Below are 25,815 nucleotides of genomic sequence, written 5' to 3' on the forward strand. Positions count from 1 at the left end.
CAGTTCTATACTCAGCTCCTATCCGCCCGCTCTTCACCTTCGGGATTCTTTCTTCCCCGCAGATGCTGCTTTCTCCCTGATCTCCGTCAGTCGCCGCTCTTCCTCCTTCGTAACGACCTTCCAGGGCTCGGTTATCCGCCACGTGAGTGGCTGCACAATTGGCGGCTCGGGATACGCACCGAGATCAGAGAGCAGGTAGCCGCGAAACTCGGTTGGCTCCTCCTGATAACAGGCCCGTACCGCCGCTTTTATCTCATCCGGGTTCCCTTCGTTCAGGATATTAATCAGCTTCACCTGCTTCCTGAACCGCTCGATCGATTCGATCGGCAGGTTATACAGGAAGGGTGTGAGCGCTTCAGTGCCGATAATCTTCTTCTGCTCATCAACGCCGTGCTCCAGCAACGCGATCAGAGCCTCGCCGCAGAGATGCCCCGGGGACTCCACGGCGCAGAGCACGATATATCGTATGTTCGGATTGGCCACCACGTTCGCAACGATCTTCTCAATGCCGATGTTCTCAGTCTGGAGCGTGCCGGCCAATGCGGCGCCGGCTTCGATCGAAACCCGAACGATGTCCGTAATACGCTGTGGTATCTTGAAGTCATACGTATTCAAGATGGCGCAAACGGCTACGGGCGAGTAATCATTCCCCCGCAGATAGCGGCCCTCTTCCGGTGGATATTCGTCCGGGGGCTTTACCTTCAACATTTGTATGCCCGTACGTGGATGCTACTGAGATTACCGGTAAGTCTATCGTCCCTGTTAGGCACGCTATAAAAATGTTCACCAACGATCATCACATTCCGGAAACCCGCTTTCCTGATCGTATCCAGATATTCCTGCTTCTCCAGAGCGCCGGCGATACAGCCTGCCCAGGCTTCGAAGCTCCGTCGGACGTCCTCGGGGAGTTCTCCTTCGGTTACCACGTCGGATATAAGGATCCTGCCATTCGGCCTCAAGACCCTGAACGCTTCCTTGAACGCGGCTCGTTTATCCGGTGAGAGATTGATGACGCAGTTGCTGATGATGACGTCAATAGAATTATCCTCGATCGGTAGGTTTTCTAGTTCGCCGAGCCGGAACTCAACAGTTAGGTAGTGGCCTTTCCTGGCGTTTTCTCGCGCCTTTTCAATCATCTCCGGCGTCATGTCGACACCAATGACTTTCCCTTGAGCACCGACTTTTTGGGCTGCGAGGAAGACATCCAACCCCCCGCCGGGGCCAAGGTCCAGAACGGTTTCACCCACCTGTAGTTCTGCCAGTGCTGTTGGATTGCCACAACCGAGCCCCAGCACGGCACCCTCGGGGACGCTGCTGAGTTCTCGTTCCGAGTACCCTATCGCCTCAGCCGGTTGAACACGATCAGCAGAGCACGCACAACCTGGGCAACACGAATCCCCCGTGGATGCAATCCTCGCGTATCGATCCTTCACATATTCTTTAATCTCTTTTTCTCGGTTCATTTCTCATCTCCACTCATCTTCCTTCAGTCTTACCGAGTCGCGCTTTCACATAGCTGATTCTCGGCAGGTTCTCCAGCACGGTTCCCAGCATCTCCGCCGGCACGCCCACCAGCACCGTCTCATCGAGGTATTCGCAACCAACCGCACGGGCAACCATTCTCGCGGACTCGCAGGCGATCGTGAGGTTCAGCTCGCCGGATAAGTACGGTCTTACCGTGGCGTATGCACACACCTGCCGTGGCGGTGAAATCCAGCTCGCGGTTCTGCCGCCCACGTCGTAGAGCGTGGCATGGATGAGCTCAAAGGCCCTCCGCGGTATCGCTTCTATAAGAATGACCTCGGGTGTCACGGGCGTTTTCGCTAACGGAGCCAGGATCGTGGCGTATATTCTCCCGGACTCCAGGCTGGGGGAAGCGTCTAAAAACTGCCACGCTGCTTCGATAGAGCTACATGAGGCTTTATGCACGTAGAATTCGCCCGTCATCTCCTCTTCCGGAATTTCACACATACCAAGAGCAGAAGCACCGCGCTTGCAGGCATGAACTGTCTCTCGCGCGTAGAAGACATTGCCGAGCATCGCGTATTTTACCATGGCGCAGTAGAACATCGGCTTTTCGAGCTCCTTCACGCCCTCCGGTAGCTGTTCCTCATGCCTGATGAGGCTGACGGCAACCGGTGGGAATTTCAAATCCAAAAAACTCATGAGTTTTGCTTGAGCGTCTGGATAATCCTGTTTTTTAAGCTTCTCGTGCATGGCAATTCACCACCTTTTTATATGCGCCCCACTATTTCAAAAATATTTGAAATATCAGCATAAAAAGATGATGGGGTGGGTGCACGCGAGAAATGAAGAAGAGCTCTAGCAGAGGTAGAGGTAGAGGTAGAGGTGCTATCTTCGTGGTACTGCTGGTGCTGGCGTTCGTGCTCGTGGCGGTTCTCATACCCGTGTATGGTGCCGTTACGCCGCCGGTCAAGCAAGGGATCACGGTCACCGACTTTACGACTGATAAGGATCTCTATTCGGCGCGGGGGGTGATGAATGTTTCCTTAGCCGTGTATTCACCGGAGAACGTGTCCGGGGCACTCGTGCGGGTGGAGGGCGTGCTGAGCAGCAAAGGGGTGAAATACGTCACTTATTCGAGCAAGACGAACCTCACCATTGGCGAGAATACGTTCGCCTTTACCAAGACACTACCCTCGTGCTCTTCCTGCGCAGGGATCTCTCAGGGCACGTATTACCTTGAGGCGACCGTCACCCACGGCGGCGAGGTAGTAAAAGCAACGCACAGCATTGCGATCACCTCGGTGCCCAACCGTGTCATTCCCGTGGATATCGTGGTGGAGGAGACGCGGCGGCTGGTCGATTCGGACTCACCAGAAGTCGTTCTGCTGGACGTGCGGAATGCGACGGACTATGACGCAGCGCACATTAAGGGCGCGATCTCCGTGCCGCTCGCAAACTTCACGAATAGCACCGCGGCATTGAACAAGAGCGATAAGATCGTGGTGTACTGTGAAGACGGGGCGAACAGCACGCTCGCTACGACCGTGCTGATCGAGCAGGGCTTCGAGCGGGTATATACCGTGGTCGGCGGGATCAATGCGTGGAACGAGAGCAACTATCCCCTGACTTCGACCGCGGAGGAAACCCCGGCGACACCGGGCTTCGAGCTGATGCTGGCACTGACCGTGGTTTTGACCGTGGCCTCTCGGGTACGGGAGAGAAGGCGCGCTTGAGGTTGTACTCAGCCGTGATGAACTCACGCATGAACTATCACGGCGCACAGAGCGATCAGATGACACCGAGGAGCATCGCACCGCCGACGCCGAGCATCACGACACCCACGATGAGCTTCATGTACCGCCGGGCGCCCTTTCGCCATGCTTCCGCCTCTTCAGGTGCAGTGCCCAGGTAGATGACCAGGAGAATGATCACCAGGGGCAGGACATAGATGAGATTGTAGAGGAGCAGATACGACCCGGTTTGGGCAGGACTACCCGCAAACAGGTCCAGCATGAGCAGGTAGAGCGGCCCGGTGCAGGGCAGGCCGGCGAGGGTGGCCACGATGCCCAGGAGCACGGCGCCCGGGATGGATGCAAGCCGTGCAAGCTTGCCCAGAAACGGCTTGAGCGCGATGGGAATAGCGAGCGTTGATTTCCCGCGCCAGAAATCGAGGATATTGATGATCCCCGCGGGGATGACGACCGCAATCACGATCGCGCGCATGACCGGTGCGACGCCCCCGAAGAGGTAAAACTGCATAAGACCCGAGCCGAGAAGCAGATGCGTGCCGAAGACCGCGATGATGAATGCCAGCCCCACGATGAGCACACGCCGTTTCGTCCTCACCGCGAGCAGGGACGCGAGCAGGACGATCAGGACCGAGATGCTACAGGGGTTGATGCCCTCGACCAGAGCAGTACCGATAAGGATGGGCATCACGGACATCTGTGGCTCCTCCTCCGTACTCTCGATGAAGGAAATGGGATCAGGGCACGTGATCTGGCGGCAGCGCAGGATCTCTGCTTCCAACCGCTCCCGGGTGAGCCCGTGGCCGATGAGCGCGGCAGTGCCGATGAAGGCCGCGGGTATGTCCACCGCCGGTGGATTGTAAGCGCGGATAAAGGCATTCAGGAGCTCCGCGTTCGTCTCGTTATACGAGATCTCGAGCTTATGCACGCGGATATCCTGGTATTTCGCCTCGAGCGACTCGAGCTCAGGCGTAAACGCCAGGCAGTGCGGGCAGTCCGCGCCGTAAAAGTAGTAGAGCGAGACCGTGTTCTGAGCGGCACCGAACGAGCTGAAGAGTGTAGTAGCAGTAATAAGGAGCACTGTAACGAGGCAAAGCACAGAGATCCATGAGTGCATCGCGCAACGCTCACCGCCTTGGTTCGTGTGAGCCTTCTTATCAGCTCGTCGCTCCGCGGTGGGCACCGGACTCCAACGATGCGCATCGGCCTCTCTGCTTGACACGCGCGGGATTGTCCATCTACTAACCATAAGCGATCACCATAATTCCCTCTGCGCGGGCCCAAGTCTGCTGCTCATCCAAAGAACCCCCGCGTGCGTTTACACAACCAGACAAGGAAGAGCATGATCGGCACCTCCGTGAGCACACCGACGACGGTCGCGAGCGCTGCGCCGGAATTCAACCCGAACAGGGTGGTGGCGACGGCGATCGCAACTTCGAAGTGGTTGCTGCCCGCGATGATCGCGGTGGGCGCGGCATCCTCATACCCCAATTTGATGGGTTTCGCAATGAGATACGTAATCGCGAAGACAACGAGAATATTCACGAAGATGCCGACCGTGATCATACCGATAATGGCGGGCAGCTCGACGATCGTTTCACCCTGGTAGGTGAAGAGCACGATGAGCGTGACCAAGAGCGCGATGATCGATATTTTCCCCAGGGCAGGACAGCACCGGCATTCAAACCAGTCCATTCCCTTCCGCTTGATCGCCTGGTCCCGGGTTATCCAGCCCGCGACCAGTGGGGTGCAGATGTAAATGAGTACCGCAAGCGCTATGGTCATCCACGGCACCTGGATCCCGGAGACGCCGATGAGAACGGTTGCGAGCGGCGCGTAGAGGACGACCATCGTGAGCGAGTTGATCGCGGTCATCACGAGCGTGTGCGCCATGTTCCCCTTCGCGAGGTAGCTCCAGACGAGAACCATCGCGGTACAGGGCGCGACACCGAGCAGAATCAAGCCCGCGACATACTGCTGAATGAGCGGTATCTCACCGAGCGGCGTGAGTGTGGAGCCCTGGGGTAGGTACGGTGCAAATACCACGGTGAGGAAGAGCCAGGCGAAGAAGGCCATGGTGAACGGCTTGATCGCCCAGTTCATGAAGAGCGTTGTCGCGATTGGCTTGGGCGTTAGAAGTGCACGCTTCACATCATCAAAGCAGATCTGAACCATGATGGGGTAGATCATGGCAAAGAGGCAGATCGCAATGGGTATGGAGATGTGCGCCACCTCCAGAAGTGCGAGATACTCCGCGAGCTGCGGATACGCTCTGCCGAGCAGTGTGCCTGCAAGGATGCAGAGGATCACCCAGACGTAGAGGTATTTCTCCCAGATGCCCAGTTTCCGCTCCTGCTGTTCCATTGCTCACCGTTCGCTCAGCTCTTTCTCACACTCGAAGCAATAGTCCTTCGGTATGTTGCATGAAAACGATTTCCCGCATCTTTTGCAGGTTATTGTATGCAGAGAAAAGTGCTTCTTCTTTCCCAGCCGCGCCTGCCCCATAGCGTAGTGGAGGCATGCACACAGCCCTTCCGTCTGCGTCGTAGCAGTCGTTTCTGCCACTGCTGATTCCTCAGACCGTGCCGAAAGCCAACCGGTTATTTCATCCTTTGTGGGCACCCTGCCCGTAGACTTGAGTTTCCCGTCGACAAAGACACCGGGTGTTACCATCACGCCGCGGTTTACCACTTCGGCAACATCAGCGACCTCGACAACTTTGGCATCCAGGTGCAATTCCTGAATGACGCGCGTTATCACCTTTTTGGTCGCTCTGCATTTCGCACAGCCCGCACCCAGTACTTCGATCTTCATTCCCGCTCGTTTCACCACGCCGCGGTTTCTCTTCCGATGCCGCTCGCGTCCCTAAGCCAGACCCGCCCGTACCTTCTCGATCGCGGCCTTCACCTCGTCTATGGTCGGCACGGCACCCAGTTTCATCACTTTACCGTCTATCACCAGTGCGGGTGGGAGTGCAATGCCAAGCGCCATACCATCCTGTGACATAATGTCCTTCTTCACCACGTCCGCATCCACGCCAAGCTCCTCGACCGCCTTCTTTGCATTCTTCAGACTGGCCTTGCACCGCGCGCAGGAGGGCTCAGGCCCGAATATCTCGATTCTCATTTTGCTACCTCCTTTCTTCTCGCTCTCGCTATCAATCATTCTGCACCTATAACCCGAACCCGGCCACCATGTAGATCAGGCCCGCCACTGTCGCAGCGAGCACGGCAAGCAGCGCGTAGCTGAGCACCGTTCGCCAGCCGATCAATCGCGAAACGCCGAGCATCGAGGGTATTGAGGCCATCGGGCCACCGATCAGGAATGCGAGCGCCGCCGGTGCGGACATGCCCAGAGCCAGTAAGCTCTTGATCAGAAAGACCTCAACGAGCGTTGGCGTATAGAACGGCACGCCGATCACCGCACCGAGCATGACACCCTTAACGCCGGTGAGATAGCTCGAGACGAGCTCGTAGGGCAGAAAGGCCTCGATGTAGCTCACTACCGCAACGCCGATCAGGAGCAGCGGCAGCACGGATTTCACCAGGAAAAACGCCTCCGTGAGCGCCTTCCATGATTTCGCTGCGAACCCCTGGTGCTCATCAACCGCGGCCAGGTCACGAAGCTGGTACCGCTCTTCCACCGCTTTCGCCCAGGGCGTCTTCGCCACGAGCCAGCCGATAGAGACTGCGCCGAGGAAGGAGAAGACCAGCCGCGCAACCGCGATCTTCCATGAGATCAGGTCTATCGTGAAGATCAGCGCCATCAGATTCGCCGCAGGTGCCATGAGCAGGAAGGTAAGCGCGGGACCAATTCCCGCACCGGCCATCAGGAGACCACCAAAGATCGGGATCATGGCACAGGAGCAGACCGCGAAGATGGGCGCGCAGGCAGCGGCAAAGAGATAGGAGCTCTTTTTGGCGCTGCTCAAGTACTTCAGCATCGCTGCCCGGGGCACAAAGGCTGAGAAGATGCCGCCGAGCATGAACGCAAAGACGAACGCGCCCCAGGCTCGGGTCAGATAACTCGCGATGTAGACAAAAGGGATCGCCCAGATCGGATAGCTGCTGAGCTGCTCGTACTGAAAGACCGGGAACAGCGGCACACCCGTTATCCGCGGATAAACGAGCACCACAAACCCGAGCGCGGTAAGCGCCCAGGGAATGGCGACCTTCAGATATTTCGGTAGGTCCATATTTCAAATATATTTGAAATACACGCTATAAAAAGATTCGTGATCCCGATCCCTGAGAGATCCGCCCCATGCCGATCCCGGCACGCTCCTGCTCAGGTAATCCTGCGACGTTCAGGGGCTAACCGCCACTCACCCACGAGAGGATGATAAGCTCATCTCCCCCCCGGATCTCGGTTTGCATACCGTGCAGGTTCTTGATGTTCATCCCGTTAAGGTACACGTTGAAGGAACGTTTGATCGTTATACCGTCAGAATATCCCCCGGTATTCAAAATGGTCTCTCTGAATGTGTCCCCGTAGTGGTCTGCCAATCTCTTCATTACCGCTTCTATGGTTGTGGGCCCGCAGCAATCGAGATCTGTCCATCTCGTTTTGGTTAACTCGTGCAACGAGAGCGGGAACTTTACCTTTATCGATCCCGACCCTTTCCCTTCTCCGGGCCCTGATTGCCGTGCCGCGGTCTCGGAGATTCCGACCAGGCTATGCCGCAGCGTGAAGTCCCACGCTTCCTTCTGCCAATCCTCCTTGCTCTCGCACAATCGTGTGTGACTGAGCCATGATAACCGATCTTGCATCTGGTCCTCCATACCCCGCCGCTTTGTCGTGAGATCTGGATACACGGTGATCCAGGTCTTCTGCGGCGGTGGCGTGGGATACTCGCGATAGCAGCTCCGGCTTATGATCGTGTTCGGCAGATACTGCGACGCGAGCTTGTAAGCCCGCTCTATCTCATCCAGCGTCGGACGTCTCGTTACCTTCTCAAACGCGAAGATCGGCACGAACGGATTGATCCGGTATCGTATATCCCGGTTTATACTCGCGAGGAACTGTGCTATTTGTTCTATCTCGCTCGCCTCAACGAGCCCGGGCATGTAAATCGTCTGTACCAGCAGCTTGATACCGGATGCGTTCAACGTCTCAACAGCCTTCAACACCGGCTGGTTTGATTTGCCCGTATAGCTGCGATGAAGATCGTCCGAAAATGCCTTTACGTCGACATGCGCCTCAGTCAAGCCTGCTGCTTCCAGTTCCGCGACGTACTGCTCGTCCGTGCCGAGCGCGTAGCCGTTGGTCATCAGCACGATCTCCGAGAACGCTCGTTCGTGCAATCCGGTGACGAGCCCGAGGAGGTAGTCTTTATCGAGTGTGGGCTCGCCACCGGTGATCAGTGTTTTGGCGGGGATGGTGCGGTAATAGGTACGGCAGGCCTGCTCCATTCCATGAGCGCGAGGGTCTCAGTCGCGGTCAGAGGTGTCCCTCCGCCGTCGCGTGTGGGCCGGAAACAGCCATTACAGCGGAAATTACAGCCGGTCAGCATGAACCAGACCCGGGGCTCGATCTCGGACAGGGTAAAAAGGATACAGGAGGTTGCGTTGCGTCAAGGTCCTCAGGAGCGCACAGCCGCGCGCGTGCTTCTTATAACAATTGTTATAGTCTCTTAGAAAGAAAGCCCTGAAACCTTTTAGTTCTGTGACGGGAATGGTAAAGCTAGTGGACAACTCCGATGAAGTTCCCCTGTGAGGTCATTGTCTGGGAGGTGCTGCCCTGCATACGGGCGGCCCTGGCTAAGGAATTAGTTAGCAGGGGATGGTCACAGAGTGAGATTGGCCGAACACTGGGCATTACGCAGGCCGCGGTCTCGCAATACACCTCGCGGAAACGAGGTTCGGGGTTCAAGTTCCCTCCCGAAGCGAAGGATGAGATCAAACGCCTTGCGGATGACCTCGTACAGGGGACGGTCGACGATCTGGTGCTGCGCATCTGCACGATCTGCCTGAAGATCAGGAAGGACGAAGCGGTCTGCAATTTGGAGTGGTATAACCTCACGGAATAAAGGACGACCGGAGCAGATTTCTGGCGAGGTACTTTGCGAGGGCGATGATCGTGACCATCGGTGGTGCACCGGGTGCGGCTGGGAGCACCGAGGCGTCGGCAACGTAGAGCCCCTCGATCTCTGTTGCAAGTTCTTTATCGACTACATCACCTATGCGGGCGGTGCCGCCGGGATGCGCGCCCCGGAGCGGCGTCGAAACAAAGGTTGAGGCGTCTGCACCGGCCCGTTCTAATATCGTGCGTGCAATCGAGGCGCCTTCAGCGAGTAGCGCAGCATCGTGGGTCGTTACACGCTTCGTTATCTCATCTGCCACTGCTCCTACCGCGTCATCCGGTATCTTGACCATCATCCCGAGGATGTCCTCTGACGCGACCGTGATGCCGTTTCCCCTCAGCGCTCGTACGAGCCGGTTCGAGACGTGCGGATAAAGCACGAACTCGCTACACTCGATCGACGCGTTCATCGGCACTTCGCTGTTCTGCCCTATTCCTTTCAATACACCGCCAATCGTCGTAAACGTATCAACGAATAGGTGTGGTGATATGGGCATGCCTGTCCGTTGCAGCAATCGCGGTGTCTCCAGCGCGCCTGCAGCCAGCACGACGATATTAGCTTCGTAAATCCTGTTCCGGGTGCGTACACCGGCAATCGCGCCGTTTCTCACCACCAGATCGATTACTGGTGTGTCAGTAACAATCTTTGCACCGTTCTGTCTCGCCTGCACGAGGAACTCGAGCGCGGTCCATTTCGCGTTGTGCGGACAGCCGAAGGCACAGTTGCCGCAGGGCGTGCACCTCGCGGGATCGATGCATTTCGGCATCCTCGTGACCCGGAAGCCAAGCTCTGTGGCCGCTGCCATGAGCCGTTTGGTGCCCGCGCCGAGGTGCGAATCCGGGAGCGGTCTTATCCTGAGCTCATGCTCGATCTCCTCGAACTCCGCGCGGAGGTCGAGCCCCAGGGCGCGCAGCTCTGATTCTAACGCGCGCACGCAATTTCCCGCGGAGACCAGGGTCGAACCACCCAGGCAGCACGTTCTGAGGATCTCGACCTCTGACCGTACGGTGGCATAGCAGTACGTGGCCTCTTTCTCAGTTACCCCCGGGCCGCGTTCGAGAAGAACGACCTCGGCATCACGAGCGGCGAGCTCTTTCGCGACGGTCGCGCCTCCCGCGCCTGAGCCCACAATAAGTACGCGCATCGGTTTTCTGATATGCTCTGCGATAAAATGAACTTAGGGACGCGCGGAGCAAAAGTCGACTTCAAGAGCAAAAAGATGTTAGGTGGCAAAGGCCCGAAGGTGCGAAAGCTATATACGCGATGCGTGCATAGGCTAATATAAGTATTGAAAGATATGTTGGGGCAGAATATTCGAGTGTAATAGCAGGGTGGCAGTTAATGGCGCGCTCGATGAAGAAAACGTTACAAGAATAGGGAAATTGGTATTAGTTTGCTAAAACGTAATGGAGAACGGGTGTTATAATGACCCTAAAAGTAAAACGGATATATGAGCAGCCCGCAGAAGATGATGGATTTAGGATACTGGTTGACAGATTATGGCCCCGTGGTCTAAGCAAAGATAAGGCCAGCGTGGACTTATGGCTCAAGGATATAGCGCCAAGCACCGAACTAAGGAAATGGTTCGCGCATAAAGAAGAACGATGGGACGAATTCAAAAAGCGGTATTTTGGTGAATTGGAGGGTAAACACGAGCTGTTAGATGCAATACGTGAAGAATCAGTAAAAGGAAGCGTAACGCTGCTGTACAGTGCTAAAAACGATACGTTGAATAATGCTATGGCTCTTGTATCGTATATCCAAACGGTGAATATGGGTAATAAAAACGAGCATAACGACAACGTTATAGAGTGAGAATTTGTATGCCCGTACGCGGGTAAAGGAGCTATACCATGCTGGAGGTTATCAAGGATCTCCATCCGGTTCTCCAGGCACTTCTCGCGACCGTGTTTACCTGGTTCATGACCGCGCTGGGGGCCGCAACGGTCTTCATGACCAAAGAGGTAAAGCGGAACGTACTGGACGGCATGCTCGGGTTCGCGGGTGGTGTGATGATCGCAGCCAGTTTCTGGTCGCTCCTCGCGCCCTCGATCGCGATGTCGAGCGGGCAGCATATGCCCGCATGGCTCCCGGCGGCAGTGGGCTTTCTCGCCGGTGGCGCTTGTTTACGTATGATCGATAAGGTACTCCCGCACCTCCATGTCGGCTATCCGATCGAGGAAGCGGAAGGGATCAAGACCTCGTGGCACCGGAGCACCCTGCTCGTTCTTGCTATCACCATGCATAATATACCCGAAGGACTTGCAGTCGGTGTAGCCTTTGGCGCCATCGTCGCGGGTTATCCCGCGGCAACACTCGCTGCGGCCGTTACCCTGGCAGTGGGTATCGGAATCCAGAATTTCCCCGAAGGGCTTGCGGTGAGCATGCCGTTGCGGCGCGATGGCATGTCGCGACTGAAGAGCTTCTGGTACGGGCAGTTATCGGGCGTCGTGGAACCGATCGCAGGTGTTACCGGCGCGGCAGTGGTCATCCTCGCCCGCCCACTCCTCCCTTATGCGCTCGCCTTCGCGGCTGGCGCCATGATCTTCGTGGTGGTCGAAGAGGTCGTGCCGGAGTCGCAACGCGGCGGTAATGCTGATCTGGCGACGATGGGCGCGATGCTCGGGTTCGTGGTCATGATGGTGCTCGATGTCGCGTTTGGGTAACCTATACGTACCGGCAACTTCGCTGTTGCCGATCATGAATGTGTGCACGGGAAAACTTTTTATTGCCTCGCACACCTTGTGTATGCAGGAGATGATATATAATGGCAAAAGTAACGCGTGAGATGGTTGAGAAATCGGGGATCAATGTCGACGAATTGCTGGAGCTTCTGGTCAAGAATGCTGCGGCCGAGCTGACCACGTTCTACTACTACACTATCCTTCGGGCAAATCTCATCGGCCTGGAGGGCGAGGGGGTCAAGGAGATCGCGGAGACCGCACGCATAGAAGACCGGAACCACTTCGAAGCGCTCGTGCCTCGTATTTACGAGCTTGGTGGCGAGCTGCCCAGGGATATGAAGCAGTTCCACGATATATCCGCCTGCCCACCTGCATACCTACCGAAGGACAGTACGAACGTCATCGAAATCCTGAAGGTGCTCGTGGAAGCGGAGCGCTGCGCAGTCCGTGGCTATACGCATATCTGCAATCTAACGGCGGGCAAGGATCACCGCACCTACGACCTGGCTCAGGCGATCCTGAACGAAGAGATCGAGCACGAGTCCTGGTTCTCCGAGTTCCTTGGTGAGGGACCGTCCGGGCACTTCCTGCGTAGAGGAGAAACCTCGCCATTCGTCTCGAAGTTCCTGAGATGAGTTGAATCGTGCGTAAATCGGAGTCCCGGCATTTTTGCGGACTCCTTTTCTTTTTCTTTTTTGGTCTTTGTATAGCTCAATAGCAATCGAAGACCATCATGATGTATCGGGCGGTTTGCTTAGGACGAATCGTGGCGTTCTCTCTTATCATGCACAGAAACTGGCGTCTTGGACGCTGAAATTCGGGAGACATTCTCACCCTCCAACAAAGTGAGACGCTGAAAACGGTAACTACAGTCATCCATACCTTTTTAAGTTCAGTTCGATAATGCACTACTGTCAACAGGAGCGGAGAACCAATGGATACGTTATTTGTGCTGTTAATTGTGCTCGCCGTAATTTTTGTGCTCGGCATCGTCATTTACTTCTTCCTGACGTACAATCGCTTCCAGAGCTTGAAGAACGCGGGAGAAGCGACGCTCGGGCAGGTGAAAGTCGCCCTGAAGAAACGGCTGGATATGATCGAGCAGCTCGTTGAATCGGTAAAAAGCTATGCACGGTTCGAACGGGATACCTACGAGAAGATCACCCAGCTGCGGGCAACCATCGGTAAAGCAGGTGCCGGTGAACTCGGGCGAATCGATGCGGAAAGCCGTGGCTTGCTCGGTAGCCTTATTGCGGTTGCGGAAAATTATCCGGCCTTAAAGACTTCTGAGACCGTCGTGGTAACGATGAATGCGATTAAGGAACTGGAAGAGGAGATAGCGCGACATCGCTACACCTATAACAACATCGTTCAGGAATTCAATACCAAGCTTGACGTCGTGCCGTCAAATTTCGTGGGGGCTTCGATCGGGCTGAAGAAGATGGCCTATCTCGAGTTTGAAGAGGCGGAACTGAGACGGCCCGCGGTGAGCTGGAGTTGAACGAGAAGAGACAGATCACCCTTCTGGTAGTGGCAGTTTTCGTGATTGGCTCTGCTGGTGTACTGCTAGCAACTGCTCTTACCGGCTACGGAGATGTTTACGTTCGCCAATACCGGGCTAATCTGTATCTAAACGGGACGCTTGCGGAATCGTTCAGCTACCACATAGCGGAATCCGGCACGTACCGGATGCTCTATCGGGTCTGGGAAGCGCCACTTTCGTGGGAGAACCCCGGTGAACCGTATGTAGAACCAATCAGCATCTCGCCACCGCCAGGAACGATCGCCTATACGAAGGACTGGCAGGGTGCTGTAACACTACTTTCAACGACACAAGCCGTATATATCGGTGATATTCGCGCCTTAGCAGTGCGGAATGAGGCGGGCTGCTATAACCCTGAACGATTCGATGCGGGGGAGTACCAGATTGATTATCTGTTCCGCTTGCATCCGCCACTGGAATGCGATGCTGAGTATTGCCACGTGAACGTGAAACTCGCCACTGAACATCTGCCGTACCAGCAGGTTACACTCGTCGTTCATGACCCGAATAATTCCGTTGTACAGCTTTTCTCGCACCCGCCAATGGAGATCACGAGGGAAGGAGACACGTGGGTTGCAACGGGCGCAAGCCCGAAGGATACGCTTCTGGAGCTCGAGCTGCTGCTCAAGCCCGAACTTGTAGCTGAGCTGGCGGGGTTTCCACGTCACGTAACGGACGTCGAGGGTAAAACGGTCACCGCAAATTCACGCTATGCTCTGGCCTATCGTTTCTTCTCTGCAGTGAGTTTTATCCTTTTAGCACTGATTTTCCTTTTCCCAGTACTGCTCGTGCTGGTGTATTACAAACACGGAAGGGAGAAACAGTTCACGGTACCGAAGTCCCTGAGCTACGTGCCGAGGAGCAGGAAGCCCTGGCTGGTGAACCTCGTGTTCAAAGGTGACGCCTTTAATTTCGATGAACACGGCTTTTATGCCACTCTGCTCGATTTGCAGCGGCGCGGGATCCTCAAGATAGCGACAGAGGGCAAACGGGGCAGGATCGTAAAATCGGGTGGAAGTGTGAAGATCACCTTGCTGAAGGAGCCTGCTGTGGGGATTGATGAGTATGAAGAGCGCGTGCTCTCGTTTTTACGAGATTACGCGGAAAACGGCGTCTTTGACACCAGAGCTTTTGCGGCACGAGTTGAGGAGTTACGGGATGCTGCGCGCATGGGTGATAATGCACGGCTCAGTCTCAGCGGGATCCATAGCAGATTGACCGGCTTGATGAAAGATGCGAATAAGAGTGTCGCGGAAGAGTTTGTCATGGGCGGCAGGATGCAGTTGGCGAAGCTCATTATCCCTTTTCCGATCACCCTGCTTGTCGTGCTCCTGTTATTCCTCATGGTTCGGGATACGTATCCCCCGTTACAAACCGCACTCGTTGCTTCAGGCATTCTTACGCTCCAGGCCATTCTTCCCGTAATGGCCCCAACTGCGCTCTTTGGCCGGTGGACGGGCGATTATTATAAAGAGAAACTCGAGTGGGATGCGTTCGCAACGTTTCTCTCGGATTTCGCAGCGATCCGTAAGTATGCGCCTGAAGATGTAGCCATATGGCAGGAATGGCTCGTCTACGGCACTGCGCTCGGCGTGGGCGATACGGTTGCGAAAGCGATGGAGCACCTGCAGGTGAGCGTACCCGCTGGTACTGCTGATGCAGCGATATACTTGCCGCTCTACTTCGGGCACGTACACAGTATGACGACTCCGGTAGCGACGGGAGCAGGTGCCGGGGGTAGTGGAGGCGGTGGCGGATTTGGCGGTGGCGGTGGCTTTGGTGGTGGTGGTGGAGGTGCGAGATAACCCTATTGATTAGTACGGTACTCAGGCAAAGGACATGTTTAAGAAGCTGTGCCAAGCAGTATCGAGAATGCTTGAGGGCCGGGGCTGGGATTTGAACCCAGGTCTAGGGATCCACAGTCCCCAGGGATAACCGCTACCACACCCCGGCCATACCAGATGCGTACGCTCTAGGTTGGCGCAGAATACTACTCTCTAAGGGCTGTTACCTATTTATCTTTCTTCGCGCTGCGGTCCGCGACGACGCTGAACATACCGGCAGCGGCTATGGTAGTGTGAGCTGCGAACCCATGTTAGGGGTGTGAAGCGCCGCGCTGCTTCTTTCTCGAGGTTGCTATCAAACTTAGGCCGATAATCCCGATCGTAATAGCTGCTGGGGTGGTCCGGTCTCCGAATAGGCTGCCATGAGCCATGACGGCGGCGCCCGTTAACGCCAGTACTATCCCCAGGAGAAATACGACGTTTGTAACCGTGACACTCATAAGAGATCGAGGACACGCTATGCTTATTAGCGTTTCGGCCAGAGCTCATCTGTCCAGGAATTGCTGTCGTAAGAATGCACGTGCAGTTTCCACCTCTTCTTCGTGGTGATCTCGCACAGTCCGCGAATAGAATGAACGCCCCACTGAGACGGAACCCCGGAGTTAACGTGCGACTGTACCGTTTTTAACTACGCATTATTCTGTTTATACGTGAAGCTCTTCACTTCACAAACGATGACGCGTTCGAAGCTCGTGACATGTGGCCTTACGGTCTGCTTTCAGCTGCTTTTCCATAGGTTCCGCAACACTTTCACCCCGGACCAAAGTCCCGAATTCGTCCTTGAACTGCTCTTTCCCCTGATCCTGGGCGAAGATGACCCGGCAATGGTGCTCTGGATAGTCGTGGGGAGACATCCTCTATCTATTCTCCAGAGATTGCCAAACGAGCCTCTATCAAAACCGAATACGTTCGATCTCAGCTTCGCGCAGGTTGTTTTCCATCGTCCAGAACCACGCTTCACCGTGCGGCACGCGGAAGACCGCTAAGAGCGGATTATCAGGTCGCCCTGTCCCGATCGCTTTTAAGAACGGTCGCTCTTCTATGAGCCGCGCCTTCAGCACAAGATCCTCTCAAAACTCCACCGCACCAGTCACGCGCAGCATCGTTCCAGCGCCCGGCGCGTTACCGGGATTATAGAAGCAGAGCGCCACCTTCGGGTTGCGCTGCAACTGCTCGTAGATCGCTTTCGGTGTCCCGGTATGGAAATAAAACCCCGTCTCGTCCGCAAACCACATCAGGAATTTCCGTACACGCGGCTGATCGCCCTCGACGGTCGCGACACTGGTCACTGGATTCTGGTTTGCAAAGGTGATACAATCCGGGATAGTCATTCACTATTTCACCTCTTCTCACTTGGCCGTGCAGTCATTTAAAGGTGGGAGACCGTTGGACGAGCGCGGCATATTCTCGCCCTTCTCCTGTGCGCCACCCCATATAGAGAACGGTCAGAGAATACAATCCCTGACATCCACATAGAAGGGGCTGAACGCAGGCAGTTTGCCTCCGGACTCGAGTGCTTTGGCATATATGTGCCATGTGTCAATCTGCGGTTTGAACTTTTTGAGTACCGCAACAAGCGGGTCGTCCGGATCCAGATTGGCGACGAAGAAATCGCGGTTGGCATCGAATACGATGTTATTGAACGAGCCGATAAGGGCTGACATCGCATCGCCGTGGTCCGGTTTGAATGCGTGATCTGTCATGAAATACACCTTGAAATACTCGCCCTCTGCAGGTATCCTCGGCACGCGACCAAAGAGACTCAAGAATCCTAATAGCGTGCGCATCACGTGCCACATACGCGGCTCTTTCGTATAGCACATCTCCGCCAGTACTGAGCAATCCCATAATCCCGCGCAGGCCACTATAGTACCCTCCGCATCTTTATCATGAGCTACCCAGAACTGCTCCAGGCCGTATCCGGGGATGCCGTTCAGATAAGATGCGAACCCTTCTGGCGTGTAGGGTGCGAAGTGCGCACGCCCTGCATTGTACTCGTTAATGAGTCGCACAACAGCAGGGATATCCCTTATCGTAGCGTGTTCGATCGTATAGTTCGCTGCGATCCCCACTTTTTTATACGCGGTTAGTGCACAAGATTTGAGCGTTCTCATGCTCGCATAGCCCCGTTTCTCGAACAACGCCGTCGAGGCGTCGTTCGGGCCGTAGATATAGCAATACAGGTATTTTGAGCCGGTTTCTTGGGCTTGCTGCTCCGCTTCATGCACCAGCGTGGTAGCCACTCCTTTGCGCCGGAACGCCGGATGTACCATTACCTCAGCTAGATAGACGTACGGCTCTTGTTGCGCTGGCGACTGCTTCACTGTCCAGCCGATCCATCCACCAACTTCACCGTCATCCTCTTCGGCTATGAGAACGTTCCAGTTATCATACAGTGCATAGCGCGCAGTGAAGTTTGATTTTTTGTCCACGCCCACGGCACAGTGTTCGTTACCGTGCGGACATACCTTCTCGATCGCTAACAGCCGGGCGGTATCGCCTTCTTCAAACGGTCTAATGTGGACCATTTCTATCACCTCCTCCTAAGCCATACTAAGTATCCTTCATACCAAAAACTTTTCGAACACTAGCTGTTATGCTGGCCTCATTGTTCTCTCTGTTGCATTTTAACCCACGGCTTTCAACGCTTCAACTTCTTCGTATCAGCTGCGGCCAAGACAATATTGATCCCGGTGCCGCGTCAGGTAACCTAATATCCTCCATTCCCCTTGTTCTTAGTACCATGACGAAAGAAGAGACGGTATCCTGGTTCGGGCAGGAGTTCGTGGAGTCCGATGCTAAAGCGCTCGGTACCTACATCGCCGCACTGGTCTTACGGTTCCAGGTGCGGTACCGGACCGATATGTCCGTGCTGAGCACGGATATGGAGTTGTGGGAGCTGCGAATCAAGCCCTACGTCGCGCTCTTGCTCCACGACCCTGAGGAGCTGCGGGACGCGGTTGCCGCCGGCAAGCGGTTTCTGAAGGTGTTCGTCCAGCAGACCTCGATCGAGGAGTACGATACAGTTATCGACGACCTCGAACTCGCCCATTACGAGACTTTCAAAGCCGCGTACCTCCGGCACGTGAATCGCAGCGCAATCACGGGCACCATCGCGGGCTCTAACGCCTCGGCACTGGTCGGCAGGTTCATTCGTGATGTCGCGACCAACCGGTTCTCGAAAGGACGGACGACCATGATGGGCAGTACCATTCTGGTCTCACCGGTTGCTGAGCTCATCCAGCACTACAACTTCTCACATGAGGACGCCACGAGGTTCATGGAGATCCTGCGGCTCGCGGGTATTATGTTCCTGGACATTGTGCCTGCGCCCGTGCTCGAAGTGGAGTTCGTCGAGAGTCTCGGATAAACGCGGAGCAATCCGGTTTCTCACGACCCAGGAAACGAACGGAACGATCAGTGCCTATGTTCTGGATTAGCAGTAGCTGCGTCGCGGTCGGCTCGGCGTGCCAATTCGTATGTGAAATCGCTCCGGTCGTTTTCCCACGGTTTTTGTGAGGATGTTTCGCTCTCACCCGGCACCATATCCTTAAAACACCGGCCGCTTTGTTCTTATCAGCCTGCAAATGCCGGGTGGTGCGCGATAAAAAATGTTAGAGAGCGTCTTGATGAAACGGGCACCGGTAATCGTGGCCGTATTGCGGACCTTATCGCGTCAGGATGCAGCACGCGCAGCGGAAGAAGGCGCGGACGCGCTTGAGCTCCGCATCGACCTGCTAGGGCCGGAGGATCAGCGCATCGCGCGAATCACCGAATTCCTCGACCCTCTACCGCTCCCGATCATCGTCACAAACCGAAACCGGGCGGAGGGCGGTGCGTTCTCGGGCACCGAACACGAACGGCTCGCGCTACTCCGCAGCATTCTCGACGCTGTGGAGGTTCATGCGGTGGACGTCGAGTTCTTCTCCTCGGCTTTAGAGCGGAGGCAGCTGATCGCGAAGGCGCAGGAGCGTTGCGTGCCGGTCATTTGCTCGTTCCACGACTTCGCGGGTATGCGATCTCGCTATGAGCTCCTGCGAATCGTTACCTGCATGCACGAGTGCGGTGGCAGTATCGCGAAGATCGCTCTCACACCTCAGTCGCTTGATGATACGCTGATGCTGCTTGAATTCACCCACGAGCTCACGCGCGAGGGTAAGCGCATCGCGATGATCGGTATGGGATCTTTCGGACGGCATCTGCGCGTTATCGCACCGCTTTACGGCTCGCTCTTGACCTATGGGTATCTCGAGGGCGAGCAGGCACTCGCACCGGGGCAGCTCAGTGTGCGGCAGCTGAGGCATATGCTGGAGGCGCTCGGCGTTAAAGCAGTCTCTTCTTGAGCGCGTTCACCGATTCGATATCCCGCATGCCGCGGAGCCCCAAAATCCGCCCGATCCTGCTGCGGAACGTCGTCTCAACCTTGATGCCCTCATGCTCCAGGCGCACGGTCAGTCGCTTATTGAACCGCTTTCCTTCGCGGTCATAGTCCGTGAGAATCGCAACTCGCTTGTACCTGCTGCGGAGATCATCGATGAACGGGGTATCAGGCTTCGTCGAGCACATGAGGATCTCCTTGGTAATCCCCAGCTCCCGTAGCCCCTCTTTATCTCGAACGCCTTCCACAATGATCGCATCCACCGACTCGTTCAACTCCTCTATTACGCTCTCCAGCTCCGCGTAGGTCTCAAAATCACGCTTCTGCTGCGCGCGTTCCAAGCGATTGTTATTGTTCATTCCTCTGTCCGCAGCACGTTACGCCGTACTAAAGAAACGTGAGTCTGATACCCGCTTGCTCCATATACGCCAGCCCCTCTCGGTCACTATACTCGCCCGAGATTACCACACGCTTGATGCCTGCGTTGATGATCAGCTTCGCGCAGATCTTGCACGGGAAGGCGTTGACATAGAGCGTTGCGCCCTCCGCATCCCGGCCTGCCTGCAGCAGTGCGTTCTGCTCCGCGTGCACGCCCACGCACTCCTCGTGGCGCTCGCCTGAGGCAATGTTCAACTTATCCCGCCGGCATTCGACATCAAGACAGTGCGGAAAGCCACGCGGAGCACCGTTATAGCCGGTCGAGACGATCACGTCATTCTTAACCACTAAAGCACCAATCTGCCGTCGCACACAGGTTGAGCGCAGTGCCACGTCGTTGACGATCTTCATCCAGTATTCGTCCCACGGTATCCGCTTATTGCCTGCCGCTTTGCCGTTCATCTTCCCCAAAAGATCTCGTGCCTTAACGCCAACAGTTCGCTCATTGCAGAAATAGTCCGGGCCATCCGAAAACCGCTTTCTGATTAATACGTGCGCTCAACATATTTAACTTAAAGATTACTGAGCATCAACCAGAAACAGAAGCGGAAACGTATCACGCGGAGTTCGATGACCGAAGAGATCAGAATGCGGAAACAAACCTTACGGGAAACGTTCTGGTGGCGAATGAAAGCTGGGCGAACTGCAGTACGAGCAGGGGCTGCATATAGTGCCGTAGCATATCCGCAATCACGGGTGGTGCATCACTGATGATCCTCGAGCTCATTGCACTTATGCTCGCGGCCTCTCTGGTGGGCGCGATCGTGAAATTGCGCCGAATCTCCAAAGAGCTCGCAACGGCGCAGGATCGCTACGAGACGGCGCTCTGGGAATCAAAGAGCCGCACCATGTTCGCGGACGAAGCGCTTGAGGCGGTCGAGGAGTGGAAGAAGCGCTACGCGGCGGAATGTGCGTCGAAAGAAGAGCTCATGAAGCAGATTGAAGCGTTGCGTAAGAGCTACCGGGAGCAGATCCACAGTGTCTCGGATACCTACCGGGCGGAGACAGGCAAGCAGGAAGAATCGTGGGGCGACCGCGAGCCGTATTGAGATACCCGGAAGCTCACCAGAGCAGCTCTTCGATCAGCCGACGCAAAACGCCTTTACGCCTGCGCTCATCATATGAGATGATCTTCTCGCGCGTGATCCCGCTGCGCTCCTTTGCTCGGGCGAGAGCGATATCCTTGCCGCCGAGATGGTCTATCAGCCCGATCTCCTTCGCTTCGCGGCCGAGATAGACCTTCGCCGTGGCCAATTCCTTCAGTGTCTCCTCGTCCAGCTGCCGGTTCGCGGCGATCGCCGAGAGGAAGTGCTCCTTTATCTCCTCCAGTTCCGCTTGCAGCAGCGCACGCTCATCCTCCGAGGGTGTCTCATAGGGCAGTCCCAGGCCCTTGTAGATACCCGTCTTCAAGGTCTCGATATCGATCCCGAACTTCTTCAGCAGTTCACCGATGTCCGGGCGGATGCTCAGTACCCCGATACTGCCCAAAGTGCTCAGCTCGTCCGCGACAATTTCGTCGCAAGCGCTCGCGATCCAGTAGCCGCCCGAGGTCGCGTGCTCCCGTACCCAGGCGATCGTGGGCTTCTTCATCGCTTTGATCCGCGTTGCGACCTCTTTAGCCGCAAAGGGCGTGCCACCGGGAGAATCGATCTCGAAGACGACCGCTTTGATCCGCTTCCGCCGTTCTACGTCCTCGATCGCCTGAATGATGCCTCGGGAAGACGAGAGGAAGCCGAAGAGCGAGCTCTCCGCAGCAATCGTTCCTTTGATGGGGAGCAGTGCGATCAAGCCCTTCGCGCTCATCGTCTCGTAAAAAACGTCACACTAACTTATTTGTAGCTCCTGGTATAAATCTAGGTGACAGTGATACGGACGGTATGCACCCCTCAATGCTGGCGGCGCACATCAGCGATTGGATACGAGAACGCGTAAGCGAGGCTGGCGCACGGGGCGTTGTCCTGGGCATGAGTGGTGGACTTGATTCTTCAGTCGCCGCGGTGCTCTGCAAACGCGCATGTCCTGATACGACACTTGGTCTGATCCTTCCCTGCAAGTCCCCACCAGAGGACGTTACGCATGCGCGATTGATCGCCGCGCAATTCGATATCGAGACAGAGGAGTTCGATCTTTCTGCCATATTTACCGCGTTCCTCACGCTCCTTACCGGTGACGAACGGCACGGTGGCGCTGCAGAACGAACGGTCGAGCTCGCGATAGCGAACCTCAAGCCGCGACTCCGGATGATCTGTCTCTATTACTTCGCGAACAAGCGGAACTACCTCGTCGTCGGCACCGGGAACAAGAGCGAGCTCACGATCGGGTACTTCACCAAGTACGGCGATGGCGCTGCGGATATCCTCCCGCTCGGCGATGTACTCAAGACCGAGGAGCGAGCGCTCGCCGAGGAGCTCGGGATTCCACGGGTGATCATCGAGAAGCCGCCGAGTGCCGGTCTCTGGGCGGGGCAAACGGACGAGGGCGAGATAGGCATGAGCTACGAGCTGCTGGATCGCATCCTCGCCCTGTGGGAGCGCGGCGATGCGGACGTGAGCCGAACCGCGTGTGATCCTGAGTTGGTGGCGCGGGTAAAACAGATGGCGGAACGGTCGCGGCATAAACGCGAGCCAATACCGATCTTCAGGCGCACAACCGACGAGCGGGGAAATCCCGGTCATTCATGATTCAATAATCATAACCCCCTAACACAGGGTCGTCATTAAGGTTCGTTTGAGTTCAGGTTCTTGTAATCGGTACTGTTCCGCAAAGCAGCCATGACCATGGTGGGTAAATCGTCCCGGTTCGCTTCGGTGACTTCCAGGATCTCGAACGTTCTCCGTATGCGCTGCACCAGCTCGTGCATTGAGCGTTGATGGACGGTAACCACGAGGTGCTTCTCACTCGCCAGTGCACGCTCGACCGCCTCGATGAAATTCCTGGACTTCAACTCCATTGTGCCGATCTCATCAATGATGATCAGCTTGATCTCCGGTCGTATCGTGGCCTCTACTATCGAGCGCGCGCCGATATTGTCCAGATCCGTGAGGTTGACGGTGTACTTACCTACGGTAGGCCCCCGTGTCGGAAGCTGCACGTGCGCCAGAACGCCCGTCTCGCCGGTGCGGATGTCTTCAATGGTGAACCCCACTCGGCGTCCGTGCTCGCGCAGGTCGGCGGTGAGCATGCCGCCCACCGGCACGCCATCCGCTTTCAATCGTTCGATTACTACTTTAACGATCGTGGACTTGCCTATTCGCGGCTTCCCGGTGAGCCCTATTTTGAGCGGCATCGTTCTTCTTTACCAGTTCCTGCCCTTCAACGATACTCCGCTACAGAGTGATTGTCGTGAGCGGAGGAAAAGAGCAAACGCGAGAAAGAAGAAGAAGACTGCAGGAATGAATGAATACGTGATACCAAAGAGAAAGACGAAGAGGGCAGAGCAGACGGGGCCCAGCATGACCCCGAAGGTCTTCGCGAATTCAAAGAGGCCCGCGTACGCGCCATATCGTTCCTGGGGCACGATATCAGCGACCCGTGCCTCGATCAGCGGCTCCACAAGGGTTGTGCCCACCGAGATCACGAAGATCGTTACAAAAAGGCTCGGGAGCGTCTGCAGAAACCCCAGGGGGATGATGAAGATCGCGGCCACCACGAACCCGAGGCAGATCAAGCGTGTCTTCCCGCGCCGGTCGGCCAACCGCCCCAGCGGTATCTGGAAGAAGAGATATGGTGCGGCCGAGACGGCGATCCAGAGCCCTATGACGAACGGACTATATCCGAGCCGATCGAGGAAGAGCGGCCCGAAGACCCACCTGGCTGAGTACCAGAAGAAGAGTGCAGCGGTGCAGAGCTCCAGAACGATCAGCTCGCGCTGCTGGCCGAACTCCTTGAGCAGCGCTCGTAAGTCCTCGTGATGCGACACCGCTTGGGCAGCGACGCGTGAGTTTTGACGGGCATTATCCGTGAGCTTGATGATGAAGGTCAACGAGGCAAGGAGCAGCATCACCGCGAAGATATACGGGGTTCGCAGCGCGAATCGGTCCGCGAGCAGTCCGCCAATCACCGGGCCGATGAAGAGCCCCGCATTGGCAAAGGTGCCGTAGACCGATCGGAACTCGCCGCGCTGGTCGCTGGGTGAGATATCCTTCACGACTGCCTCGCTGATCACCCATGCCGGTGCCATGGCCATCCCGAACAGGAGCTGCAGCACGATCAGCGCGTACAGGCTGGTGTTCAGGAAGAAGGCGAGCAGAACGGCGGCCAGGAGCAGAAAGAAGGCGGTGAGCAGTCGTTTCCTGCTGAACCGGTCGGCGAGGATGCCGGTGGGCAGGCTGAAGAGCATCCCGGAGAGCGAGGAGAGCGCGGCCACGAGTCCAACCAGTTCCGGCGCTACCAGAAACTGCTCCAAATATAGCGGGTGGATGGTGATGACCGCGCCGATGGCGACGCTGAAGAGCAGGAAGAGCGTAGAGATTACCCGTAACTGCGCGGTACGTGACTTGCGCGGTGGGTCAGGCCCAAGGAAGCTCGATGAATTCATACACAAACAACTCCTTTACCGGTCAAAAGAGTAATACGTGTGGGGGCAAAAAAAAATCCACGTCCGAAGGTCTGCAGGGAGCTATGAACACAGAAGAGGTTGATGCATGGGTTAAGCAGGGCTTTACAGTCGATGCAGACGAGTTCGCCGCGCTCATGGCGACGGTGAAGCAGACGTTGCAAACTGAGCTGGGCGTACGCAAGGGCAGCGGCATGGTGCGGATCGATCCCGAATCGGTAAAGAGCGTGGTGGTGATCGGCGATATCCACGGTGATCTGAAGAGCTTAACACATATCCTGAAGCAGCCGGAGGTCGCGGAGGCGGATCGAATCGTGTTCCTCGGCGATTATGGCGATCGGGGCGATGAAAGCATTGCCACGTACTACCTGGTCTTCACCCTGAAGGCGCTCCAGGGCGGCAACGACCGCATTACGCTCATGCGCGGTAACCACGAAGGCCCGCCGGATCTGCGCTTCACACCCCATGAACTGCCCTTCTACTTCATCCAGCGCTTCGGCGAGCAGGGCAAGGAGCTGTACCGTGCGTTGAAGGATCTGTGGTCCTATCTGCCCTACGCGACGCTCATCGCCGGCCGGTACATGCTGGTTCACGGCGGCGTGCCCTGTCACGTCTCCTCGCTCCATGACGTGGCCTTCGCACGTGACTCACATCCAGCCTCGAGCACGTTCAAAGAACTCCTCTGGAACGATCCGATCGAGGCGTACGGGTGTTTCGAGTCCTTCCGGGGCGCCGGAAACCTCTTTGGCCGGAACGTTACCGCTGCGTTTCTGCGGATGGCGAACGTGACAACGATCATTCGCAGTCACGAGTTCTGTGAGGGTGTGGAGACACGACATGAGGGTAAGATTCTTATAGTCTTCTCGCGCAAAGGCGCGCCCTACTACAACACGAAGGCAGCCTACCTGTTCTTGAACGGGGAGCTGCTGCGTGAGCCTCAGGATGCCTATACCCTGGCGCGACGCGCGGCACGGGTGTGGTGAGGCTGCACGATCGATCTGGTACGTTTTTAGGCTCCTGGATTAGTGCATGCTATCAGTTCGAAGTCATCAGCGTAGTGTTCTGATTCTTATCGA

Annotated in this window: 29 protein-coding genes, 1 tRNA gene and 1 pseudogene; 12 read left to right on the forward strand and 19 right to left on the reverse strand. The window is 56.2% G+C overall.

Annotated features, from left to right (window positions below):
• Positions 1-33 precede the first annotated feature (33 nt).
• The 3 genes from ENN68_05725 to ENN68_05735 are packed head-to-tail and all read right to left on the reverse strand — an operon-like array spanning position 34 to position 2,217.
• The gene (locus ENN68_05725; GenBank protein HDS45577.1) at positions 34-708 is read right to left on the reverse strand and encodes a tetrahydromethanopterin S-methyltransferase subunit A; all 675 of its coding nucleotides are present in this window, start codon (positions 706-708) and stop codon (positions 34-36) included.
• Positions 702-1,463, reverse strand: coding sequence for an arsenite methyltransferase (arsM, locus tag ENN68_05730; protein ID HDS45578.1), 762 nt, complete (start codon positions 1,461-1,463; stop codon positions 702-704). The genes ENN68_05725 and arsM overlap by 7 nt, the downstream gene beginning before the upstream one ends.
• A gap of 13 nt (positions 1,464-1,476) precedes the next feature.
• Complete coding sequence (locus tag ENN68_05735) at positions 1,477-2,217, reverse strand: hypothetical protein (protein ID HDS45579.1); 741 nt, start codon at positions 2,215-2,217, stop codon at positions 1,477-1,479.
• A gap of 92 nt (positions 2,218-2,309) precedes the next feature.
• Between ENN68_05735 and ENN68_05740 the strand changes: the two genes are divergently transcribed.
• Complete coding sequence (locus tag ENN68_05740) at positions 2,310-3,200, forward strand: rhodanese-like domain-containing protein (protein HDS45580.1); 891 nt, start codon at positions 2,310-2,312, stop codon at positions 3,198-3,200.
• 55 nt (positions 3,201-3,255) lie between these two features.
• Here ENN68_05740 and ENN68_05745 read toward each other — a convergent pair whose 3' ends face one another.
• The 6 genes from ENN68_05745 to ENN68_05770 all read right to left on the reverse strand — a co-directional run bounded on the left by ENN68_05745 (position 3,256) and on the right by ENN68_05770 (position 8,626).
• Complete coding sequence (locus tag ENN68_05745; GenBank protein HDS45581.1) at positions 3,256-4,332, reverse strand: hypothetical protein; 1,077 nt, start codon at positions 4,330-4,332, stop codon at positions 3,256-3,258.
• Between the two features lie 176 nt (positions 4,333-4,508).
• Positions 4,509-5,579 (reverse strand): ACR3 family arsenite efflux transporter, encoded by a 1,071-nt coding sequence (gene arsB, locus ENN68_05750; protein ID HDS45582.1) that lies wholly within the window; start codon positions 5,577-5,579, stop codon positions 4,509-4,511.
• A gap of 3 nt (positions 5,580-5,582) precedes the next feature.
• Positions 5,583-6,029, reverse strand: a complete 447-nt coding sequence (locus ENN68_05755) for a thioredoxin family protein (protein ID HDS45583.1) — start codon at positions 6,027-6,029, stop codon at positions 5,583-5,585.
• 51 nt (positions 6,030-6,080) lie between these two features.
• Positions 6,081-6,341 (reverse strand): thioredoxin family protein, encoded by a 261-nt coding sequence (locus ENN68_05760; GenBank protein HDS45584.1) that lies wholly within the window; start codon positions 6,339-6,341, stop codon positions 6,081-6,083.
• A gap of 46 nt (positions 6,342-6,387) precedes the next feature.
• Positions 6,388-7,410 (reverse strand): hypothetical protein, encoded by a 1,023-nt coding sequence (locus ENN68_05765; protein HDS45585.1) that lies wholly within the window; start codon positions 7,408-7,410, stop codon positions 6,388-6,390.
• A 118-nt stretch (positions 7,411-7,528) separates the two neighbouring features.
• Entirely contained in the window at positions 7,529-8,626 is a 1,098-nt protein-coding gene (locus tag ENN68_05770; protein ID HDS45586.1) for a radical SAM protein, read from the reverse strand.
• A 287-nt stretch (positions 8,627-8,913) separates the two neighbouring features.
• On the opposite strand from ENN68_05770, the gene ENN68_05775 reads away from it, so the two are divergent.
• Complete coding sequence (locus tag ENN68_05775; protein ID HDS45587.1) at positions 8,914-9,243, forward strand: transcriptional regulator; 330 nt, start codon at positions 8,914-8,916, stop codon at positions 9,241-9,243.
• Here the strand turns inward: ENN68_05775 and ENN68_05780 are convergent.
• Entirely contained in the window at positions 9,233-10,441 is a 1,209-nt protein-coding gene (locus ENN68_05780) for a GMC family oxidoreductase (protein ID HDS45588.1), read from the reverse strand. The genes ENN68_05775 and ENN68_05780 overlap by 11 nt on opposite strands.
• Before the next feature lie 281 nt (positions 10,442-10,722).
• On the opposite strand from ENN68_05780, the gene ENN68_05785 reads away from it, so the two are divergent.
• The 5 genes from ENN68_05785 to ENN68_05805 all read left to right on the forward strand — a co-directional run bounded on the left by ENN68_05785 (position 10,723) and on the right by ENN68_05805 (position 15,329).
• Positions 10,723-11,112, forward strand: a complete 390-nt coding sequence (locus tag ENN68_05785; GenBank protein ID HDS45589.1) for a DUF488 domain-containing protein — start codon at positions 10,723-10,725, stop codon at positions 11,110-11,112.
• A 38-nt stretch (positions 11,113-11,150) separates the two neighbouring features.
• Positions 11,151-11,963 (forward strand): ZIP family metal transporter, encoded by an 813-nt coding sequence (locus tag ENN68_05790; GenBank protein HDS45590.1) that lies wholly within the window; start codon positions 11,151-11,153, stop codon positions 11,961-11,963.
• Between the two features lie 101 nt (positions 11,964-12,064).
• The gene (locus ENN68_05795) at positions 12,065-12,616 is read left to right on the forward strand and encodes a DNA protection protein DPS (protein HDS45591.1); all 552 of its coding nucleotides are present in this window, start codon (positions 12,065-12,067) and stop codon (positions 12,614-12,616) included.
• A gap of 299 nt (positions 12,617-12,915) precedes the next feature.
• Positions 12,916-13,482: a LemA family protein gene (locus ENN68_05800; protein HDS45592.1), complete on the forward strand. Its 567-nt coding sequence runs from the start codon at positions 12,916-12,918 to the stop codon at positions 13,480-13,482.
• A complete protein-coding gene (locus ENN68_05805) occupies positions 13,473-15,329 on the forward strand; it encodes a DUF2207 domain-containing protein (protein HDS45593.1) in 1,857 nt (618 codons plus the stop codon). Before ENN68_05800 ends, ENN68_05805 begins: the two co-directional genes overlap by 10 nt.
• Before the next feature lie 76 nt (positions 15,330-15,405).
• Here ENN68_05805 and ENN68_05810 read toward each other — a convergent pair.
• The 4 genes and pseudogenes from ENN68_05810 to ENN68_05825 all read right to left on the reverse strand — a co-directional run bounded on the left by ENN68_05810 (position 15,406) and on the right by ENN68_05825 (position 17,896).
• Positions 15,406-15,477, reverse strand: a tRNA-His gene (locus tag ENN68_05810).
• Positions 15,478-16,033: 556 nt separating this feature from the next.
• Positions 16,034-16,222 carry a hypothetical protein gene (locus ENN68_05815; GenBank protein ID HDS45594.1) on the reverse strand — a complete coding sequence of 63 codons (189 nt, stop codon included), beginning with the start codon at positions 16,220-16,222 and terminating at the stop codon, positions 16,034-16,036.
• A 39-nt stretch (positions 16,223-16,261) separates the two neighbouring features.
• A pseudogene (locus ENN68_05820) lies at positions 16,262-16,699 on the reverse strand (pyridoxamine 5'-phosphate oxidase).
• 114 nt (positions 16,700-16,813) lie between these two features.
• Positions 16,814-17,896: a GNAT family N-acetyltransferase gene (locus ENN68_05825; GenBank protein HDS45595.1), complete on the reverse strand. Its 1,083-nt coding sequence runs from the start codon at positions 17,894-17,896 to the stop codon at positions 16,814-16,816.
• A gap of 215 nt (positions 17,897-18,111) precedes the next feature.
• Here ENN68_05825 and ENN68_05830 point away from each other — a divergent pair, with 215 nt between their 5' ends.
• Complete coding sequence (locus tag ENN68_05830) at positions 18,112-18,738, forward strand: hypothetical protein (GenBank protein ID HDS45596.1); 627 nt, start codon at positions 18,112-18,114, stop codon at positions 18,736-18,738.
• A gap of 241 nt (positions 18,739-18,979) precedes the next feature.
• Entirely contained in the window at positions 18,980-19,711 is a 732-nt protein-coding gene (gene aroD, locus ENN68_05835) for a type I 3-dehydroquinate dehydratase (protein HDS45597.1), read from the forward strand.
• On the opposite strand, the gene ENN68_05840 is transcribed toward aroD, so the two are convergent.
• On the reverse strand, positions 19,692-20,105 hold the full coding sequence (locus ENN68_05840; GenBank protein HDS45598.1) for a toprim domain-containing protein: 414 nt from the start codon (positions 20,103-20,105) through the stop codon (positions 19,692-19,694). The genes aroD and ENN68_05840 overlap by 20 nt on opposite strands.
• Before the next feature lie 28 nt (positions 20,106-20,133).
• Positions 20,134-20,586 (reverse strand): dCMP deaminase family protein, encoded by a 453-nt coding sequence (locus ENN68_05845; GenBank protein HDS45599.1) that lies wholly within the window; start codon positions 20,584-20,586, stop codon positions 20,134-20,136.
• A gap of 308 nt (positions 20,587-20,894) precedes the next feature.
• On the opposite strand from ENN68_05845, the gene ENN68_05850 reads away from it, so the two are divergent.
• The gene (locus ENN68_05850; GenBank protein ID HDS45600.1) at positions 20,895-21,233 is read left to right on the forward strand and encodes a hypothetical protein; all 339 of its coding nucleotides are present in this window, start codon (positions 20,895-20,897) and stop codon (positions 21,231-21,233) included.
• A gap of 13 nt (positions 21,234-21,246) precedes the next feature.
• On the opposite strand, the gene sppA is transcribed toward ENN68_05850, so the two are convergent.
• Positions 21,247-21,987: a signal peptide peptidase SppA gene (sppA, locus tag ENN68_05855; protein ID HDS45601.1), complete on the reverse strand. Its 741-nt coding sequence runs from the start codon at positions 21,985-21,987 to the stop codon at positions 21,247-21,249.
• Between the two features lie 74 nt (positions 21,988-22,061).
• Between sppA and ENN68_05860 the strand changes: the two genes are divergently transcribed.
• Positions 22,062-22,865, forward strand: a complete 804-nt coding sequence (locus ENN68_05860) for an NAD+ synthase (GenBank protein ID HDS45602.1) — start codon at positions 22,062-22,064, stop codon at positions 22,863-22,865.
• A 35-nt stretch (positions 22,866-22,900) separates the two neighbouring features.
• Here the strand turns inward: ENN68_05860 and ENN68_05865 are convergent, their stop codons facing one another.
• Together ENN68_05865 and ENN68_05870 are read right to left on the reverse strand one after the other, a co-directional pair.
• Positions 22,901-23,470, reverse strand: a complete 570-nt coding sequence (locus ENN68_05865) for an NTPase (protein ID HDS45603.1) — start codon at positions 23,468-23,470, stop codon at positions 22,901-22,903.
• A gap of 9 nt (positions 23,471-23,479) precedes the next feature.
• Positions 23,480-24,721, reverse strand: a complete 1,242-nt coding sequence (locus ENN68_05870) for an MFS transporter (protein ID HDS45604.1) — start codon at positions 24,719-24,721, stop codon at positions 23,480-23,482.
• Here ENN68_05870 and ENN68_05875 point away from each other — a divergent pair.
• The gene (locus tag ENN68_05875; GenBank protein HDS45605.1) at positions 24,712-25,722 is read left to right on the forward strand and encodes a serine/threonine protein phosphatase; all 1,011 of its coding nucleotides are present in this window, start codon (positions 24,712-24,714) and stop codon (positions 25,720-25,722) included. The genes ENN68_05870 and ENN68_05875 overlap by 10 nt on opposite strands.
• Positions 25,723-25,815: the final 93 nt, after the last annotated feature.

The sequence above is a fragment of the Methanomicrobia archaeon genome, assembly GCA_011049045.1.
In the GTDB taxonomy this organism is placed as follows: Archaea; Halobacteriota; Syntropharchaeia; order Alkanophagales; family Methanospirareceae; genus JACGMN01.